This window comes from Selenomonas sp. F0473, from assembly GCF_000315545.1.
In the GTDB taxonomy this organism is placed as follows: Bacteria; Bacillota; Negativicutes; order Selenomonadales; family Selenomonadaceae; genus Centipeda.
The window spans coordinates 802,187-818,629 of sequence record NZ_JH992902.1; the positions used below are offsets into that span (position 1 = coordinate 802,187).

Here is a 16,443-nt window from a genome sequence, read left to right on the forward strand (position 1 = left end):
ACGGAGCGCTATTACATCATACCGCCCATACCGCCCATGCCCGGTGCGCCGGCCGGCATCGGAGCCTCGGGCTCCGGCTTGTCGGTGACGAGGGTCTCTGTCGTGAGCACCATCGCGGCGATGGAGGCCGCGTTCTGGAGCGCGGAGCGGGTGACCTTCGCGGGGTCGACGATGCCCGCGCCGATCATGTCGACGTAGCTGTTCTCGAGCGCGTTGAACCCGACGCCGTCGCCCGCCTTCTTGACGCTGTCGACGACGACGGATCCCTCAAGGCCCGCGTTCTCCGCGATCTGGCGTACCGGCGCCTCGATGGCGCGGCGGACGATGTCGACGCCGACCTTCACGTCGCCCTCGGCATTGATTTTGTCGAGTGCCGGCAGGATGTCGATGAACGTCGTGCCGCCGCCGGCAACAATGCCCTCTTCGACGGCTGCGCGCGTTGCGTTGAGCGCATCCTCGACGCGGTACTTCTTGTCCTTCATCTCGACTTCCGTCGCCGCGCCGATCTCAACGACCGCAACGCCGCCCGCGAGTTTTGCGAGCCGCTCCTGGAGCTTCTCGCGGTCAAAGTCGGACGTTGTCTCCGCGATCTGCTTCTTGAGCTGGTCGACGCGGGACGCAATCTGGCTCTTATCGCCCGCACCGTCGACAATGGTGGTCTCCTCTTTCGTGGAGCGCACCTGACGCGCACGGCCGAGGTCCTCAAGGGTGACGCTGTCGAGTTTGCGGCCGAGCTCTTCGCTGATGACCGTGCCGCCCGTGAGGATTGCAATATCCTCAAGCATCGCCTTGCGGCGGTCGCCGAAGCCCGGCGCTTTCACGGCGAGCGCCTTGAACGTGCCGCGGAGCTTGTTGACGACGATGGTCGCGAGCGCCTCGCCGTCGAGGTCCTCGGAGATGATGACGATCTGCTTGCCCTGTTTCACCACCTGTTCGAGCACGGGCAGGATGTCCGCGACGGACGAAATCTTGCGGTCGGTGATGAGCACATACGGGTCGTCCATGACGGCCTCCATCTTCTCCGTATCGGTGACCATGTACGGAGAAATATAGCCGCGGTCGAACTGCATGCCCTCGACGACCGAGAGGTTCGTATCCATGGATTTGGACTCCTCGACCGTGATGACGCCGTCCTTGCCAACCTTCTCCATCGCCTCTGCGATGAGATCGCCGACTTCGCTGTCGCCGGACGAGATTGCCGCAACCTGCGCAATCTTCGCCTTGGTCTCAACTTTCTGCGCCTTGCTCTTGATCTCCTCGACGAGCGTCTTGACCGCCGACTCGATGCCCTTCTTGACGATCATCGGATTTGCGCCCGCAACGACGTTGCGCATGCCTTCCTGAATCATTGCCTGTGCGAGCAGGGTCGCCGTCGTCGTGCCGTCGCCCGCGATGTCGTTCGTCTTCGTCGCGACTTCCTTCACGAGCTGCGCGCCCATGTTCTCGAACGGATCCTCGAGTTCGATGTCGCGCGCGATCGTCACGCCGTCGTTCGTAATCGTCGGCGCGCCGTACTTCTTATCGAGCACGACGTTGCGGCCTTTGGGGCCGAGCGTCACCTTGACTGCGTTTGCCAGCGCATCCACGCCGCGGCCAAGCGCACGACGGGCCTCTTCGTCAAACAGAATCTGTTTTGCCATTTATAATGCCTCCTAAAGCTTCCTATATTACAGAATCGCCAGAATGTCGCTCTCGCGGACGATGAGGTAATCCTTATCGTCGACCTTAATCTCGGAACCCGAGTACTTCGAGAATACGACGCCGTCGCCGACTTTCACTTCCGGCGTAGCGCGCTGTCCGTTGTCGAGCAGCTTGCCCGTGCCGACCGCAACGACCTTGCCCTTCTGCGGCTTTTCCTTTGCCGTGTCGGGGAGCACAATGCCGCTCGCCGTCGTAACGTCGCTCTCGGCAACCTCAATGACAACACGTTCGCCCAATGGCTTAATCATGGTATCTGCCTCCTAGTTTTCATAAACATTTTTCGTCTTGTTAGCACTCTCATGTCCCGAGTGCTAACTTACGATTCATATAGTAATCCATTTAAGTCAAAAAGTCAATAGGTTTTTTTAAAAAGTCAAAATTCTTTCAAGGAGCGGTTTTTAGTTGTCTTTGAACGCTGCGACGAGGTTCTTAAGACGTGCCGTTCCCTCTTTGAAAGTTTGAATCTTCGTGAGGATTTCCTCATACTGGCCGGCCATACCGACAACTTTCTCGGCAATCTTCGTATTCCCCTCGGCGCCCTCGTGCGTTGCGTTGCGGATCTCTTCCATCGCCTGATTCATCTCGCCGACCGAGGCAAGGAGTTTCTTCGAAGCCGCGGCTGTGTCCTCTGCCGTCTTACGGAAATATGCCGTATCCTTCTCATAGGACCGGGTCGTCTCATCCATGCGGTTATAATCCGCATTGACGTCCTCGTCGATAAATTTCAGCAGGCTGTACGTTCCGCCTGAAAGAGCCTGCACAGAATCCGTCACCTGCCCCGTGAGATTCTTGATTTTCTCCGTCGTCTCATGGGACTGCTCGGCAAGTTTGCCGACCTCTCCCGCAACAACAGCGAATCCGCGGCCCTGCTCGCCCGCACGCGCCGCTTCAATACTCGCATTCAGCGCGAGGAGGTTGGTCTGCTCGGCAATCTCCGCAATATCGCGCGCGAGCTGCCCGATCTGATCGACCACCTTTGCCGATTCGATCGCGGATTCGACCGATTCTTTTGTCGCGCCGTATATTCGATTGGCGCTTTCGCGCGACTGCTCCATTGCCGTCTTGAGCTGCGAGACGCGGCCCACAATCTCCTGCGCGTAGTCCTCGCTCTGCACCGCGGCATCGGCGGCATCTTTGATCCCGTCGCTCAGTTCCGCACTCAGGTGCTGGACATTCGACGTGGACGCCGCCGTCTCCTCCATGCCCGCCGACATCTCTTCGGTCACGGCGGACATATCCTGTGTGTCGCCGCTGAGATCGCGCAGCATCTGCTCGAGTTCGCCAACCATGGCGTCGGTGGTCTCCGCTTCTTCGTGCACCTGCTTCATAAAGCCCTGCATTTTCCCAAGCGCCTGCACGACAACACCGATTTCATCGTGCCGCGCGGAGAGTTCCGCGGGGATCTCACGGCTCAGATCACCTGCCGCCACGGCGTTCAAATGGCTGATCGATGTGGCAAGCGGTCCGGAGATATTGTCCGCAATGAGACGGGAAACGAGAATGCCGAAGCCCAACGCAAGGAGAAGGATCACGGCAAAGACGTATACGGTCTGCTCATAGCGTATATCGTTCGCTTCAAAGACCTGCTTGCCCTGGAACACATTATCCGGCGTGAGCACGCCCATATTGCTTGAAATCACGGTAAGGGACGAGAGATTGTTGAATACGGCGATACGATCCTCGGGCGATGTGCCCATATTGTTGACCGCGCCGACTTTGTCAGACGCGACGCCGAGATTTTTCTGCAGTTCGTCGATGGTCGCCTGCGCCCGCTCGCTCGTATCGATCTTCTTGAGTTCCTCCATATCGTGGCGAATGCCGTCGAGGTTGCCGAGCACGTCGTCCACGAGAATTCTACGGCTGTCCGCCGTCATATCCTGCTGCAGGATATAGGGTATGTTGACGCTGATCTTACGCAGGCGGTTGTTCGCGTCGTTCAGATACTGCGTCGTCATCAAATTGTGGTTATACATGTCGTCGAGCGACTGCTTTGCCTGATAGTTCGAGTAGATGCCGACGGCCGCAACGATCAACAAAGCGGCTAAAAGGGATACGGAGAGAATAAACACTTTTGCGCGCACACTGTAGTCTTTCATCGCATCCGCGCCGATTACCGGAATATTCATGGCTCTGTCCTCCTCAATTCGCAGCCTGTGCCACGTTGTCCTGCGTGATGGATGTGAAGGGAACGGCAATATCGCTCGACGGCGGCGCGCCCTTTAAGAAGCCTTCCGCCAATGTAAGGGCTCCCTCGCCCTGCCCCTTGGCATCCTGCTTGATGGTCTGCACCATCTCGCCCGCTTCGACCGCCGCAAGTCCGGACGGCGTCGCATCGACGCCGGATACGAGGCACCCCGTAAGACGGTTCGCACTCTTGAGAGCCTGTACCGCACCGAGCGCCATCTCGTCATTTCCCGCCACAACGCCGTCGATTTGAGGGAACATACTCATCCAAAGCATCATGGTCTTAAGCGCCTCGGCTTTGCTCCATCCCGCATCGAAAAAAGAGAGCAGCTGAATATCGGAGCGCTTGTCGAGACAGGCCTCCTTGAATCCTTCCCAGCGTCCGACCGCACTGCTCTGTGTGCCGTCTCCCTGGAAATACACAATCTTCGCGTTCGGGGGCAGATGGGACGCCATGTATTCGCCCTGCATGCGTCCCGCTTCTTTATCGTCCGAGAATGCACGCAGCACCTTTCCGCCCGCAACGCTCCGATTCACGGTAATCACGGGAATCCCCGCGTCGTTTGCCTTTTCGATCGTTTTTACGATACTTGAGCCGTCTACGGCTAGGAGCACGATCGCGCCCGCGCCGCTGCGAATGACTTCGTTCAGCTGGTCGATCTGCATATTCCCGTCGTTCTTCGCGTCGAGAAAGTCCACCTGAATCCCGTCCGCCTTTGCCTTGCGGTCAAAGGCTTCTCTGATCTGTGAACAGAACCCGTCCGCATCGTCAAAATTTGCATAAACGACGCGGTCTGAACCGCCTCCCGTGAGGCCGCATCCGGCGAGCCCGAGACAAGCGGCCGGCAGCAGCAGGAGTCCCCATTTTTTCAGATTCATAACATTTTCCTCCCTCTTCAATTCCATTTACATACCTTTGACGGGAACGGGACCGCGCGACAGCGCGATGGCGCCCGTCCGTGCGATCTCGATGATGCCGTAGTCGGAGAGCAGCTCCGAGAGCGCATCGATCTTTTTCGCATCCCCCGTCAACTCGACGACAACATTCTCTACCCCTACGTCCACGATCCGTGCGCGGAAGATATTCACGACGTCGATGATCTGCGCCCGTGTTTCCTTCGTCGCGCGTACCTTGATGAGCACGAGTTCGCGGGTGATGGAGTCAAATTGTGTGAGATTGACGATCTTGACGACGTCAATCAGCTTCGAAAGCTGCGTCACCACTTGGTTGAGTTCGTTCTCCGAGGCCACGGAAACAACGATGTTGATGCGCGTGACGGCCTTTTCCTCCGTATAGCCGGCAGAGATGCTTTCGATGTTGAACGCGCGGCGGCTGATGAGGCCCGCGATATGCGTGAGTACGCCCGGTTTGTTGTCGACCAGTACCGCGAGCAAATATTTATCCATCTCATCTTCCCCCCAGTACCATTTGATCGAGCCGCTTTCCTCCAGGCACCATCGGCATGACATCCGCCTCTTCCGGCACGATGACGTCGATGAGACGCGCTCCGTCCGCCGCAAGGAGCTGCGGCAGCTCCGCGGCAAGCTGCTCGTTCGTCTCGATACGCGCGCCCGCAACGCCCATCGCCGCCGCAAGTTTTACATAATCGGTCTTCCCCTTGAGCTCCGAAGCGGAATAATGTCGGTTGTAAAAGAGCCGCTGCCACTGTCCCACCATGCCGAGGATGGAGTTATGTACGACGACGACCTTGATGTCGACGGCGTTGTCGGCGACGGTCGCAAACTCCTGACAGTTCATCATGATGCTGCCGTCGCCCGTGATCAGCACAACCTTTTTATCGGGGCGGGCGAGCTTTGCCCCCAGTGCCGCCGGGAGGCCGTAGCCCATCGTGCCGAGACCGCCCGAGGTCAGGAACGTGCGCGGTTCCCTGCACGAGAAGAACTGCGCCGCCCACATCTGATGCTGGCCCACATCCGTGACACAGATCGTATCTTCGTCCATCAGCGCCCGTACCTTACCGACGAGAGCCTCGGGCCGGATCTCCGCCGACTCTTTCCATGCGAGCGGGTGGGCGCGCGCCATCGAGAGCACCTCGCCCAGCCACGGACGAAACCGTACCGGAAGGTCGCCCTCAACGGCACGCACCGCGGAAACAAAAGCCGGAAGCGTCCCGCGCAGATCCCCGACGACGGGGATATCGGCACGCACATTCTTGTTGATCTCCGCGGGATCGATATCGAAATGGACAATGCGCGCCTTTGGCGCGAACCCCGCCGTATTGCCCGTCACGCGGTCGCTAAACCGCGTGCCGACGGCGATGAGGAGATCGCATTCCTGTATCGCCATATTGGAGGCATAGGAGCCGTGCATGCCTGCCATCCCGGTAAATCCCTCGGCGTCCGCATCGACGGCGCCGAGCCCCATCAGCGTCGCCACAGACGGCATGCCCGTGAGCGATAGGAGCTCCCGAACCGCCGCCGACATATCCGAGAGCACGACGCCGCCGCCGACAAAAAGCAGCGGCTGCTCCGCCGCAGCCAGCGCCGCCGCGGCCTCTCGAACCGCCGCGGGATCAAAGGAGACATCGCCCGTATAGCCGTGCAGCTTCACCCCGCTCGGATACCGATAGTCGATCTGCGCGTCGAACACATCCTTGGCCACGTCGATGACAACAACGCCCGGGCGCCCCGTCCGCGCAATATAAAACGCCTCTTTGACGATGCGCGGCAGATCCGCCGCCTCCTTCACGAGATAGTTGTGCTTCGTGATCGGGGTCGTAATGCCGACAATATCCGCCTCTTGGAACGAATCCTTTCCAATATAAGGGTTCGCGACCTGCCCCGTGATGCAGACCATCGGTACCGAGTCCATATGCGCCGTCGCGATGCCCGTCACAAGATTCGTCGCGCCGGGCCCCGACGTCGCAAAGACGACGCCGACCTTCCCCGAAGCGCGCGCATAGCCGTCCGCCGCGTGCGCCGCCCCCTGCTCGTGTCGGGTGAGTATATGACGGAACCCCATTTTATAAATTTCATCGTAGAGCGTAAGCACGGCGCCGCCCGGATATCCAAAGACGACCTCGACATCCTCCTGCCTTAAGCATTCTAAAAGCGCGCGCGCACCGTTCATCAACAAATTAAAACTCCTCCTAAAATACTGTTCTCCCGATTTTAATATACCTTTATTATAAGACTTTCTTCCTTTTTTGACAACCATAGACGGAACTTCAAGCGCTCAGATGTGTTCACTGGCGAGGACAAGCGCGTAAACGTTCTGCGCTCCGGCGCGTTTGAGTACTCGGGCACATTCCATAAGCGTCGTTCCTGTCGTCATGATATCGTCGACGAGCAGAATGTTCTTTCCTGCGATTTGCGCGTCTTCCGCGACGGCAAATGCCCCGCGCAGTTCCTTCCGCCGTTCCTCCCGCGCGGCGTTATAGAGCGGCGCCGTCTCGCGCGTCCGCACGAGAATCGTTTCGAGCGGGATGCCGTGTGCCCGAAGCCACGGTGCAAAGATGAGTACGGTTTGATTGAATCCGCGTTCCCGTTCACGTTCGGGCGCAAGCGGCACGGGCGCCGCCGTGAGCGCGTCCGGAAGCCGCGCAAGCGCCTCTTCTCCCGCCGCGAGCATCGCATGCAGCTGCACGAGAACGCCCTTTTTCTTTTGATACTTAAGGGCGCGCAGAAGATCGCGGACGCCCTCGCGGTAATGTCCGAGCGCCCAGATCCCCGCGATATATGCCGCGGCATCCGCAGGCCGTGCAATCGCACGCAGACCGGCAAGCCGCCGCGCACAGGTGTCGCAGAAGTCGCCGCGGCGCTCCACATATGCGCGGCAGTTCGGACAGCGCGGCGGAAATAAAAAATCCGTCAGTATCGACAGCAAGATCATCCCTCCGGTGAGCATTATCTATATGAATCGCTATTCTTAAGGGAAGAAGAGAACCGTTCCCCGTGTGTTAAATCGCCGGTCTGCGACAACGGCAGACGAAAATAGAGGAGATTTTCAAAAACCGGCAGCGAATTTGCCGTATGCAATTGACATGCGCAGCCAAGTCTGCAATAATGCAGATTATGCGCAAATTTCGCCCCCATACGGGACGACGCGGCAAAGAAATTCATCAATTGATATAAAGGAGAATTTTTATGAAGGGACTCAGTATCCACCCTCTGAAAAAAAAGGACCTGCTCACGTTCGGGCTGATGATGTTTTCCATCTACTTCGGCGCGGGCAACCTCATCTTTGCGCCTGTGCTCGGGCAGGCCGCCGGCGAGCATACGTTCATCGCGATGCTCGGGTTCATGACGACGGGCATCGGCCTGCCGCTGCTCGGCATCACGGCGATCGCGCTCTGCGGCGGGGACTATGCGCCGCTCATTCGGAAACGCACATCGCCGCAGTTCGCCGCGGGGCTGCTCGTCCTGCTCTATCTCATCATCGGCCCGCTCTTTGCGATGCCGCGTTCGGGTGCGGTCTCGTTTGAAATCGGCATTCGTCCGTTCCTTGACGCGGACAATATCGCTCTCGGACAGCTCATCTATACGGCAGTCTTCTTTTCCGCCGCGCATTACCTCGCGCTGACGCCGAGCAAAATCGTCGACCGCGTTGGCAAAATTCTCACGCCCGCGCTCCTCACCGTCCTCCTCATCCTCTTCGTCCGCGCGTTCCAAATGCCGCTCGGCGATATTCTTCCCGCAACGGGCGCCTACATCGACGCGCCGTTCGCGCAGGGCTTTCAGGACGGCTACCAAACGATGGACCTGCTCGCCTCCATCGGCATCGGGGCGCTGGTCGCGAACGCCATCCGGCTGCGCGGGGTCAGCGACAGCCGCGCCATCGGTCTCACATGCCTCTGCTCCGGTCTCATGACGGTCGTTCTCATGACGGCAGTTTACGGTTCGCTCGCCTACCTCGGCGCGACGACCGCCGCCGTCCTCGGCCACTCGGAGAACGGCGGCCAGCTCCTCTCCGCCGCGGTAGGTATCTTCTTCGGCGCGGGCGGCAATCTGCTGCTCGCCGTTATCATCGGCCTCGCGTGCCTCACGACCACCTGCGGCATCAATTCGAGCGCCGCGATGTACTTCAATCAACTCTTCAAGGGCAGAATCACCTACGAGCGTTTGCTGCTCCTCTTCAACGCCGTCAGCTTTGCCATCTCGAACATCGGTCTGACGCAAATCATCGCCATCACCATCCCTTTCCTGATCGCCATCTATCCGCTCGTCATCGTCTTTGTCATCCTCTCGCTCTTCGACTTCTATACGGGCCGCCATAAGCTCATCTATCAGTGTGCGATGGGGTTCACGCTCGTCTTCTCCGTTATCGACGGGCTCCACACCGCAGGCATCAGCAGCGCCGCGCTCGACGCGGTGCTCGCCGCGCATCTGCCGTTCTACGGCATTACGATGGGCTGGGTCTGCCCCGCCGCGCTCGGCGCGCTGGTCGGACGGCTCCTCTCAACCGTCCAAAACCCCGCCGCAGAGGTCGACGCCTCGCAATGAAAAACCGAGGCGCCGCACTTTCACTTGTGCCGCGCCTCTTTTTTATTGCGAAAACACATCGCAACCGCGCGAAATTATAAATCATCCCCGCCGAAACGGTCCCCGTATACTCGCATCAAAAAACTGACGCCGTACGGTTATTTTATCACAGACAGCCGCCGATATGCCGCAATATTTTTTCATGCGAAATTTGTTGCCGGCAAAACAATTCTCATTTATCTTTTGTTCACTGTACAAAAATATATGGACAATACGATATAAGTTCAAAATAGGACTCTTGACTATTGCGTCATCTTCGTATATTATGGGGAAGGATTCCAATATGAGTCTAATAACCATAGCTGATCGGCACAGTCCGTAGGATAGATAAAGGATACGATATGTGATATGGAAAGGCTTATCGTATCCATCGGGGTTAGAAAGGACGGATCCTATGAATCTACGTGCAAAAATCATGACACTCGTCGGTGTCCCGCTCATCTGTATCTTCCTCATTATGTTGGGAACGATCTATTGGAAGGCATCGGAAAGCATCCAAGAAGTCGCCTCACAGGAAATGATCCAGATGGCAAACGTCTACGCGGCCAACATCAATACGGCGCTGCAGGCGAAATCGCGCACGCTCGAGACGATTACGCGTCTTTGGAGCACGAAGCCGACCTCCTACGAGGACATGACGCTCGGCGCAAAGGAATTTGCGACGCAGACCTCCGATTTCTTCGTCGGTTTCCCTGACAAACCGTTCATCGACGGCGCTGGGTATGACATCCCAAGCGACTTTGACGCGACGTCGCGCGGCTGGTACAAGGAAGCGTTCGGCTCGACCAAGGTCTGCCAGTCCTCCGTCTATAAGGCGGCGAACGGCATGCCGGTCGTCAGCTTCAGTTCCGCGATCCGCGAAGGCAATACCGTCATCGGCGTCGCGGGCTGCGACCTGAACCTCGGGATTGTCGCGGATATGCTCTCCAAGGCAAAGATCTATGATACGGGCAAGGCCTTCCTCATCACCAAGGACGGCAATTTTATCTATCATGAGAAGTATAGCCTCGACGACAGCATTTCCTCCGTCAAAGAACCCGAGCTGCAGGAGCTGGCATCGACATTCCTTTCGGGCAAATCCTCTTTTACCGCAAGCGCCGATAACTTCTACGCTTCGACACCGGTCGGCGATTCGGGATGGTCGCTCGTGCTGTGCGTGCCGCAGTCCGAGGTTTTCGCCTCGTCGAAAGCCCTGCTCGGCATCATGGTCGGCATCGCAATCGCCGCATTCGTCATACTTTCGGGCATTCTCTTCTACATCGCGCGGCTGATCTCCGTTCCGGTCGAGGATCTCGCCGGATTCGCCGCAACCGTCGCGCAGGGAGATCTGCGCAAAACGGCGCTGCCGGTCGAGCGCACCGACGAAATCGGCACGCTGCACAATTCCTTCTGCAACATGACGCATAACCTGCGCAAACTCATCCGGCAGGTCAGCGAAATCGCGACGCACATTGCGGAATCGTCCGCGGATCTCTCGACGAATACCAAAGAGGCCGCGCAGGCCTCGGAGTATACGGCTAAATCCGTCGCGCAGGTTGCGGACTCTTCCCGCACGCAGAGCGAGACCATCTCCTCGGCGACGGGTCTTATGCAGGAAACCTCTTCCAGCATCTCGCAGGTCACCGACGTCATCAGCGAGATCGTCGACTCTGCGAAAGCCACGGAAGAAGCGACCCGCGAAGGTCAGACCATCCTGAGCGACACCATCAATAAGATGAACAGTCTCAAAGACGGTACGGTCGCCGTAACCGACACGGTGAAAGAACTGCAAAACAGTGCACACGAGGTCTCGTCGATTGTCGAGATGATCACGAACATCTCCGAGCAGACCAACCTCCTCGCGCTCAACGCGGCAATCGAGGCCGCCCGCGCAGGCGAGCACGGCAAAGGATTCTCCGTCGTCGCCGACGAGGTGCGTAAGCTCGCCGAGCAGTCGAAGGAAGCGACACAGAATATCTCCACGCTCCTCGGCAGCAACGCCGTGCAGATGGACAAAACCTTCCGCGCAATGGAAGAGCAGACCGTCAACGTGGAGGAAAGCGTCGAAGAAATCCACCGCTCGGGTGAAAAATTCGCAGCCATCTCCGAGCTCATCGAAGGGCTCTCCGGTCAGATCAACCACATCGCAGAGATTGCAAACTCCGTGCAGCAGACCAGCCACCGCGCCGTCAGCTCCATTGAGAATATCAAGAGCGGCTCGAACGACGCGGATACCAAGATGCAGGAGGAAGTATCGAACATCTCCTCCGCGGCCGAGCAGCAGTCTGCGGCCATGTCGGAGATCGCCTCCGCGAGCCATACCCTTTCCGAACTCGGACAGGAACTCCAGCAGGCGACAAAGCTGTTCCGCTTATCCTAAGAACGACATCGCCCACATATAAAAACGGACCGATGGGAATATATCCCGTCGGTCCGTTTTTATATTTTTATACCGTCACCGCAGCCCGCGCTTCTTCCTTCTCCGGCGCACATAGAGGACGGCGGCCGCTATGACGGCCCCCGAGATAAAGATAAGGCTCGCTTCATGTCCGTACGACATGAGATCCCTCCAGTTCTCGCCGAGGAGCATGCCCGCGTAGAGAATGGCTGCCGTCCAGGGAAGCGCCCCCGCAATCGTGTAAAAGAAGAACCGGCTGCGGTTGACACGCGCAAAGCCCGCGGGCAGCGAGATGAACGTGCGGACGACGGGCAGCATCCGGCTGAAGAACACGGCTTTCAGCCCGTAACGGTCAAACCAGCGCTGCGCGACGTCCACATGCGACCGCTTGATGAGGAAATATTTTCCGTATTTTTCCACGAACGGGCGCCCGCCGTATGCCCCGACCTCATAGGCGAAAATGGAGCCGAGGAGGCCGCCGACCATCCCCGCGGCAAGCGCGCCCTCGAACGACATATGCCCCGAAAAGACGAGATAGCCCGCAAAGCCGAGGATCAGTTCGCTCGGGATGGGGATGCACGCATTCTCCGCCGCCATGAGGACGGCAACGGCCACATAGCCCCATGAGGCGATGAACGCTAGAAAAAGCTGATAGAAATAATCCAATGGAAACCGCTCCCCTACAAAAAAAGCCCCGGTGCATATCTGTACCGGAGACCGTCTCGTTCATGGTGGTGCCTCAGAGCGGAATCGAACCACTGACACGGGGATTTTCAGTCCCCTGCTCTACCAACTGAGCTACCGAGGCAAGAAGATAAAGTGGCGACCCGGATGGGACTTGAACCCACGACCTCCGCCGTGACAGGGCGGCATTCTAACCAACTAAACTACCGGGCCGGATTTGGTGACGCGTACGGGATTCGAACCCGTGAAGCCGCCGTGAAAGGGCGGTGTCTTAACCACTTGACCAACGCGCCGCACATTGCTGCACGCAAACAAAAATGGCGTCCGCAGTGCACTCACGAACGCCATTATATTGGATTTTCATGTAGTTGTCAATACCCTTTATGTAACGGGCATCACAGATTGATGCCGCTGCCGAGGTTCGCCCACTGTACGTCGGCGGCATACTCCTCGAGTTCCGGGAGTTTTTCCATCAGATACGAATTGGTGACGCGCACAAACGTCCCCTTCATCCCCAGGGACTTGGACTCAATCACGCCCGCGGATTCAAACTTGCGCAGCGCGTTGACGATGACCGAGCGCGTGATCTTTGCCTCGTCGGCAATGCGGGAGGCGATCAGCCGGCCCTCGAACTTTCCTTGGCTGGCGAGTTCCTGCAGGATGGCATGCGCCGCTTTGCGCTCCGAATAAGAGAGCGTCTCCACCGCGATGCGCACGGCTTCGCGCTGACGGGCCTCCACCTCGCTGCGCTGCGCCTCGTCGCGCAGCATCTCCATGCCGACGACCGTCGCTCCGTACTCGCAGAGCAGGAGATCCGGATCGCCGAACGCCTTCTTACCCGTCGCTACGACGAGCGTCCCCAAGCGGCGGCGCGGGCCAAAGATCGGCGTGATGGCGATATTCTGTCCGCTGAAGAGTTCCGCGATCTCCTTCCCATAGGAGGAGACGTCTTGCGTTTCGACACGGAGATTGACAAGCGTTTCTTCGAGACGATTGAGCCAATCGACATACTTGCGCGGAAACCGCCCCTGCTCGATCACTTCGTTCACCATGAGATCCTCGTCGAAATTATCGAAGAGCGCGTACCCGCATATCGCGCCGCTCTCGTCGGTAATGTAGACGTTGGCCTCAAGGACGTTGCTCAGCACACGTGAAATCCCGTCGTACTCAACGCTTTCGGAACGCTGCAGGAGACGGTTGATTTGCCGCGTCTTTCCCAACAAAGACATCATTTGAATCCCCCTCTTTCTCAGGCTGCATCCACAGCCCGCAACACCGGATTACCATAACCCCATACCTACTTTTTCCTCCTATATATATCATACTACTTTTTTTCTAAATTTCAAGAAAAACTTGAATGTTTTTCATCTTTGCCGCAATACGCAATAAGAAACACGACTCAGAAGATTCCAATTCGTATACACTCAGTTCAACTTAATTCAGAACAAAAAGACGAAGCGGAGAAAACAAAAAATAGACCCGCATGATTTTATCATATATAATAGAAAATGCAACCGTCTTTGATAATTTTTTATAAAACCCAAAACGAAAAAAATTTTTTCGATAATATTGCGCCACGAAAGTAAAATTTAACCGCATATTTTCGCGACGGGGAAAAATTTTTCACGGCGTATTGCCTAACGGAACGAATCATAGTATAATGTCTTGGTATTGCGCACTGCTTGACGGAAGCGTGCGCCGAGGAGGTGTAACAATGGCAAGTGTATGCGAGATTTGCGGCAAAGGGCCGATGAGCGGGAACAATGTGAGTCACTCCCACGTGAAGACGAAACGCAAATGGAAGCCGAATATCCAGCGTGTCCGCGCCCTTGTGAAGGGTGAGATCAAGCACGTCAATGTGTGCACGCGCTGCCTGCGTTCAGGCAACGTCGACCGTGCCGTCTGAGCATTCGGCGCATAGAGAAAGCCGTCCGGCACGCCGGGCGGTTTTTTCTTTTCGAAGGGGATACCGACACAGAGAAAGAGAGCGTACGCATGGGAACGACCAACGCCCGCGAGATCCGCGCCGCCAACGAGATATATGCCGCCGATTTCGGCGATAAGGGCCGCCTTCCCCACGATCCGGCGCGCGCCTTCGCCGTCGTCACCTGTATGGACTGCCGCCTGGATCCGGCGAAATTTGCGGGGCTTGCGGAAGGCGACGCGCATGTCATCCGCAATGCGGGCGGACGCGTCACGCGGGACGTGATCCGCTCGCTCCTCATCTCGCACAGAATGCTCGGCACAACGGAGTGGTTCGTCATCCAGCATACGCGCTGCGGGATGCAGACGTTCACGAACGAGGAGGCGCAGGAGCTCTTTGCCGCCGATTCGGGCTCGCCCGAGGCGTACTATATGGACTTCATGCCCATCCGCGGCTCGCTCGCGGAGAATCTTATCCTTGACGTCCGCCGTCTGCGGAGCCATCCGCTTGTTCCCCCGACCGTAACGATCCACGGCTATATCTACGAGATCGAGACGGGTCGGCTCGTCATATCGAGGGAGGCCAACGAGATCGGCGCGGCGCTGCCCGGGGGCTCCGGATGACGGGCGTCTATGGGCAGAGATATGCGGGCATATACTTTTTATGCGCCGAATCCGCTTGTCACGGGCATCTATTTCTGTTAGGCTTGACTCATCATCGTATTTCTCTTTTACTATACCGGAGATGACCGCTTTGTCAATGCGTATGTTCTATCAAATCCACCGTTGGGTGAGTCTCATCTGCGCGCTCTTCTTCCTCATGCTGGCGCTGACGGGACTGCCGATGCTCTTTCGCGATCAGCTGCGCGCGTGGAACACGGTCAATCTGCCGCCGGCCGGAGCGCCGATGCCGCAGGCCGAGATCTGGAAAGCCCTGCCCGACGGATACGCCGCGATCGAGGCGAACTTCCCGAACAAAGACGTCCTCGCCGTTACGCCGAACGCCGCGGACGGCACGCTCTATTTCAGCGTGCAGACGCGCGGGACGAAAACGACGGAACGCACGCATATGCGCATGGGCGGCGAACAGATCATGTACGACGTGCGTACGGGCGGCGTCTTCAACCGTAAGGACCGTATCTATCGCTTTCAGGCTGTGGAAGATATGCTGCACTGGGCGCACCTCCTGCATACGCAGCTCGGGACGGCGGGCATGGCGGGCAAGCATTTTCTCGCGCTCATGTGCATCCTTGCGGTACTCTCGATCGTCACGGGGCTCTTCCTCTATGCCCCGATGATGAAGGGACTTGCCTTCGGAACGATCCGCGGCAATACGCGGCGGCTCGTCTGGTCGGACCGGCATAAATTCGTCTCCGTCTTCGCTCTCGTTTGGGCCGTCGTACTCTGTCTGAGCGGCGTTATGATCGCCGCCTACTCCGCGGGTGTCAAAAGTTACCACCGCGACGCGCATATGGCGGCGATGACGGCGCTGTCGGATCTCCCCGCGGCGGAAACGGCGCTGTCCCCCGCGGACGCCTTCCGCACTGTGAGCGAAGCGTTTCCGGACAAACTCATCATCTCAATGCAGATACCGCAGGGAACGAATAAGAACTATGCGTTCCACGTTGCCGATCCGCCGATCAAGCCGACGAATTTCGTTCTCGACGAGATGGTGTTCCTGCCGAAGAGCGGCAGCGCCGCCCCTCTGCTCGTCCCCGCACCGGACTGGATGTACGCGACGCCGATCTTCCTCAATCTGCACATCCACAATCATGACTGGATCGTGCTCAAGATTGCCTGGGCCGCGCTCCTCCTCCTAACGATCGCAATGATTGTGACCGGCTGCGTCCTTCTCTGGACGCGCCGCCATAACGCGACGTACCGAAATGTGCCCGCCGTCGTGCGCCGTATCGACGTATCGATTTGGCGTGCGCCCGCGGCGATCGCCGTACTCTCCGTGATCGGACTCTTCGCCCCCATCGCGGGCGGTATGGGGAATGCGGTCGGTCTGGCCGCGCTGGGACTTCCGATTGCGTATTTTTGTTATTTGTCGGCGCGCGGCTAAGCCGCTG

The 16,443-nt window shown here is 58.0% G+C and carries 14 protein-coding genes and 3 tRNA genes; 5 read left to right on the plus strand and 12 right to left on the minus strand.

Features of this window, described 5'->3' with window-relative positions:
• Positions 1 to 11 precede the first annotated feature (11 nt).
• From groL to HMPREF9161_RS03745, 7 genes are all read right to left on the minus strand, one after another.
• Positions 12 to 1,640 (minus strand): chaperonin GroEL, encoded by a 1,629-nt coding sequence (gene groL / locus HMPREF9161_RS03715; RefSeq protein WP_009728347.1) that lies wholly within the window; start codon positions 1,638 to 1,640, stop codon positions 12 to 14.
• A 27-nt stretch (positions 1,641 to 1,667) separates the two neighbouring features.
• The gene (gene groES, locus HMPREF9161_RS03720; RefSeq protein ID WP_009349865.1) at positions 1,668 to 1,949 is read right to left on the minus strand and encodes a co-chaperone GroES; all 282 of its coding nucleotides are present in this window, start codon (positions 1,947 to 1,949) and stop codon (positions 1,668 to 1,670) included.
• A gap of 150 nt (positions 1,950 to 2,099) precedes the next feature.
• Positions 2,100 to 3,827: a methyl-accepting chemotaxis protein gene (locus tag HMPREF9161_RS03725; RefSeq protein WP_009728348.1), complete on the minus strand. Its 1,728-nt coding sequence runs from the start codon at positions 3,825 to 3,827 to the stop codon at positions 2,100 to 2,102.
• Positions 3,828 to 3,840: 13 nt separating this feature from the next.
• Positions 3,841 to 4,764, minus strand: coding sequence for a sugar ABC transporter substrate-binding protein (locus HMPREF9161_RS03730; RefSeq protein ID WP_009728349.1), 924 nt, complete (start codon positions 4,762 to 4,764; stop codon positions 3,841 to 3,843).
• 27 nt (positions 4,765 to 4,791) lie between these two features.
• Positions 4,792 to 5,292, minus strand: a complete 501-nt coding sequence (ilvN, locus tag HMPREF9161_RS03735; protein ID WP_009728350.1) for an acetolactate synthase small subunit — start codon at positions 5,290 to 5,292, stop codon at positions 4,792 to 4,794.
• A gap of 1 nt (position 5,293) precedes the next feature.
• Positions 5,294 to 6,976, minus strand: coding sequence for a biosynthetic-type acetolactate synthase large subunit (ilvB, locus tag HMPREF9161_RS03740; protein WP_037348567.1), 1,683 nt, complete (start codon positions 6,974 to 6,976; stop codon positions 5,294 to 5,296).
• Between the two features lie 105 nt (positions 6,977 to 7,081).
• Entirely contained in the window at positions 7,082 to 7,732 is a 651-nt protein-coding gene (locus HMPREF9161_RS03745; RefSeq protein ID WP_009728352.1) for a ComF family protein, read from the minus strand.
• 260 nt (positions 7,733 to 7,992) lie between these two features.
• Between HMPREF9161_RS03745 and brnQ the strand changes: the two genes are divergently transcribed.
• Positions 7,993 to 9,348 carry a branched-chain amino acid transport system II carrier protein gene (gene brnQ, locus HMPREF9161_RS03750; protein ID WP_009728353.1) on the plus strand — a complete coding sequence of 452 codons (1,356 nt, stop codon included), beginning with the start codon at positions 7,993 to 7,995 and terminating at the stop codon, positions 9,346 to 9,348.
• 433 nt (positions 9,349 to 9,781) lie between these two features.
• Positions 9,782 to 11,746, plus strand: coding sequence for a methyl-accepting chemotaxis protein (locus HMPREF9161_RS03755; RefSeq protein WP_009728354.1), 1,965 nt, complete (start codon positions 9,782 to 9,784; stop codon positions 11,744 to 11,746).
• A 75-nt stretch (positions 11,747 to 11,821) separates the two neighbouring features.
• On the opposite strand, the gene HMPREF9161_RS03760 is transcribed toward HMPREF9161_RS03755, so the two are convergent.
• The 5 genes from HMPREF9161_RS03760 to codY form a co-directional block, all read right to left on the minus strand.
• Positions 11,822 to 12,430 (minus strand): DedA family protein, encoded by a 609-nt coding sequence (locus tag HMPREF9161_RS03760; protein WP_009728355.1) that lies wholly within the window; start codon positions 12,428 to 12,430, stop codon positions 11,822 to 11,824.
• Positions 12,431 to 12,496: 66 nt separating this feature from the next.
• Positions 12,497 to 12,572 (minus strand) — tRNA-Phe (locus HMPREF9161_RS03765).
• A 12-nt stretch (positions 12,573 to 12,584) separates the two neighbouring features.
• Positions 12,585 to 12,661, minus strand: a tRNA-Asp gene (locus HMPREF9161_RS03770).
• Between the two features lie 5 nt (positions 12,662 to 12,666).
• Positions 12,667 to 12,741: transfer RNA gene (locus tag HMPREF9161_RS03775), tRNA-Glu, on the minus strand.
• 102 nt (positions 12,742 to 12,843) lie between these two features.
• Positions 12,844 to 13,680 carry a GTP-sensing pleiotropic transcriptional regulator CodY gene (gene codY / locus HMPREF9161_RS03780; protein WP_009728356.1) on the minus strand — a complete coding sequence of 279 codons (837 nt, stop codon included), beginning with the start codon at positions 13,678 to 13,680 and terminating at the stop codon, positions 12,844 to 12,846.
• Between the two features lie 482 nt (positions 13,681 to 14,162).
• Between codY and rpmB the strand changes: the two genes are divergently transcribed.
• The 3 genes from rpmB (at position 14,163) to HMPREF9161_RS03795 (ending at position 16,436) form a co-directional block, all read left to right on the plus strand.
• Complete coding sequence (gene rpmB / locus HMPREF9161_RS03785; RefSeq protein ID WP_009728357.1) at positions 14,163 to 14,354, plus strand: 50S ribosomal protein L28; 192 nt, start codon at positions 14,163 to 14,165, stop codon at positions 14,352 to 14,354.
• 89 nt (positions 14,355 to 14,443) lie between these two features.
• A complete protein-coding gene (locus HMPREF9161_RS03790; protein ID WP_009728358.1) occupies positions 14,444 to 14,995 on the plus strand; it encodes a carbonic anhydrase in 552 nt (183 codons plus the stop codon).
• Positions 14,996 to 15,116: 121 nt separating this feature from the next.
• Positions 15,117 to 16,436 carry a PepSY domain-containing protein gene (locus HMPREF9161_RS03795; protein ID WP_156804644.1) on the plus strand — a complete coding sequence of 440 codons (1,320 nt, stop codon included), beginning with the start codon at positions 15,117 to 15,119 and terminating at the stop codon, positions 16,434 to 16,436.
• Positions 16,437 to 16,443 lie beyond the last annotated feature (7 nt).

Coding starts and splice junctions, on each gene's coding strand:
- groES (WP_009349865.1), bottom strand. CDS start 1,949: ATGATTAAGCCATTGGGCGAACGTGTTGTCATTGAGGTTGCCGAGAGC.
- groL (WP_009728347.1), bottom strand. CDS start 1,640: ATGGCAAAACAGATTCTGTTTGACGAAGAGGCCCGTCGTGCGCTTGGC.
- HMPREF9161_RS03755 (WP_009728354.1), top strand. CDS start 9,782: ATGAATCTACGTGCAAAAATCATGACACTCGTCGGTGTCCCGCTCATC.
- brnQ (WP_009728353.1), top strand. CDS start 7,993: ATGAAGGGACTCAGTATCCACCCTCTGAAAAAAAAGGACCTGCTCACG.
- ilvN (WP_009728350.1), bottom strand. CDS start 5,292: ATGGATAAATATTTGCTCGCGGTACTGGTCGACAACAAACCGGGCGTA.
- HMPREF9161_RS03790 (WP_009728358.1), top strand. CDS start 14,444: ATGGGAACGACCAACGCCCGCGAGATCCGCGCCGCCAACGAGATATAT.
- HMPREF9161_RS03725 (WP_009728348.1), bottom strand. CDS start 3,827: ATGAATATTCCGGTAATCGGCGCGGATGCGATGAAAGACTACAGTGTG.
- ilvB (WP_037348567.1), bottom strand. CDS start 6,976: ATGAACGGTGCGCGCGCGCTTTTAGAATGCTTAAGGCAGGAGGATGTC.
- HMPREF9161_RS03730 (WP_009728349.1), bottom strand. CDS start 4,764: ATGAATCTGAAAAAATGGGGACTCCTGCTGCTGCCGGCCGCTTGTCTC.
- rpmB (WP_009728357.1), top strand. CDS start 14,163: ATGGCAAGTGTATGCGAGATTTGCGGCAAAGGGCCGATGAGCGGGAAC.
- HMPREF9161_RS03795 (WP_156804644.1), top strand. CDS start 15,117: ATGACCGCTTTGTCAATGCGTATGTTCTATCAAATCCACCGTTGGGTG.
- codY (WP_009728356.1), bottom strand. CDS start 13,680: ATGATGTCTTTGTTGGGAAAGACGCGGCAAATCAACCGTCTCCTGCAG.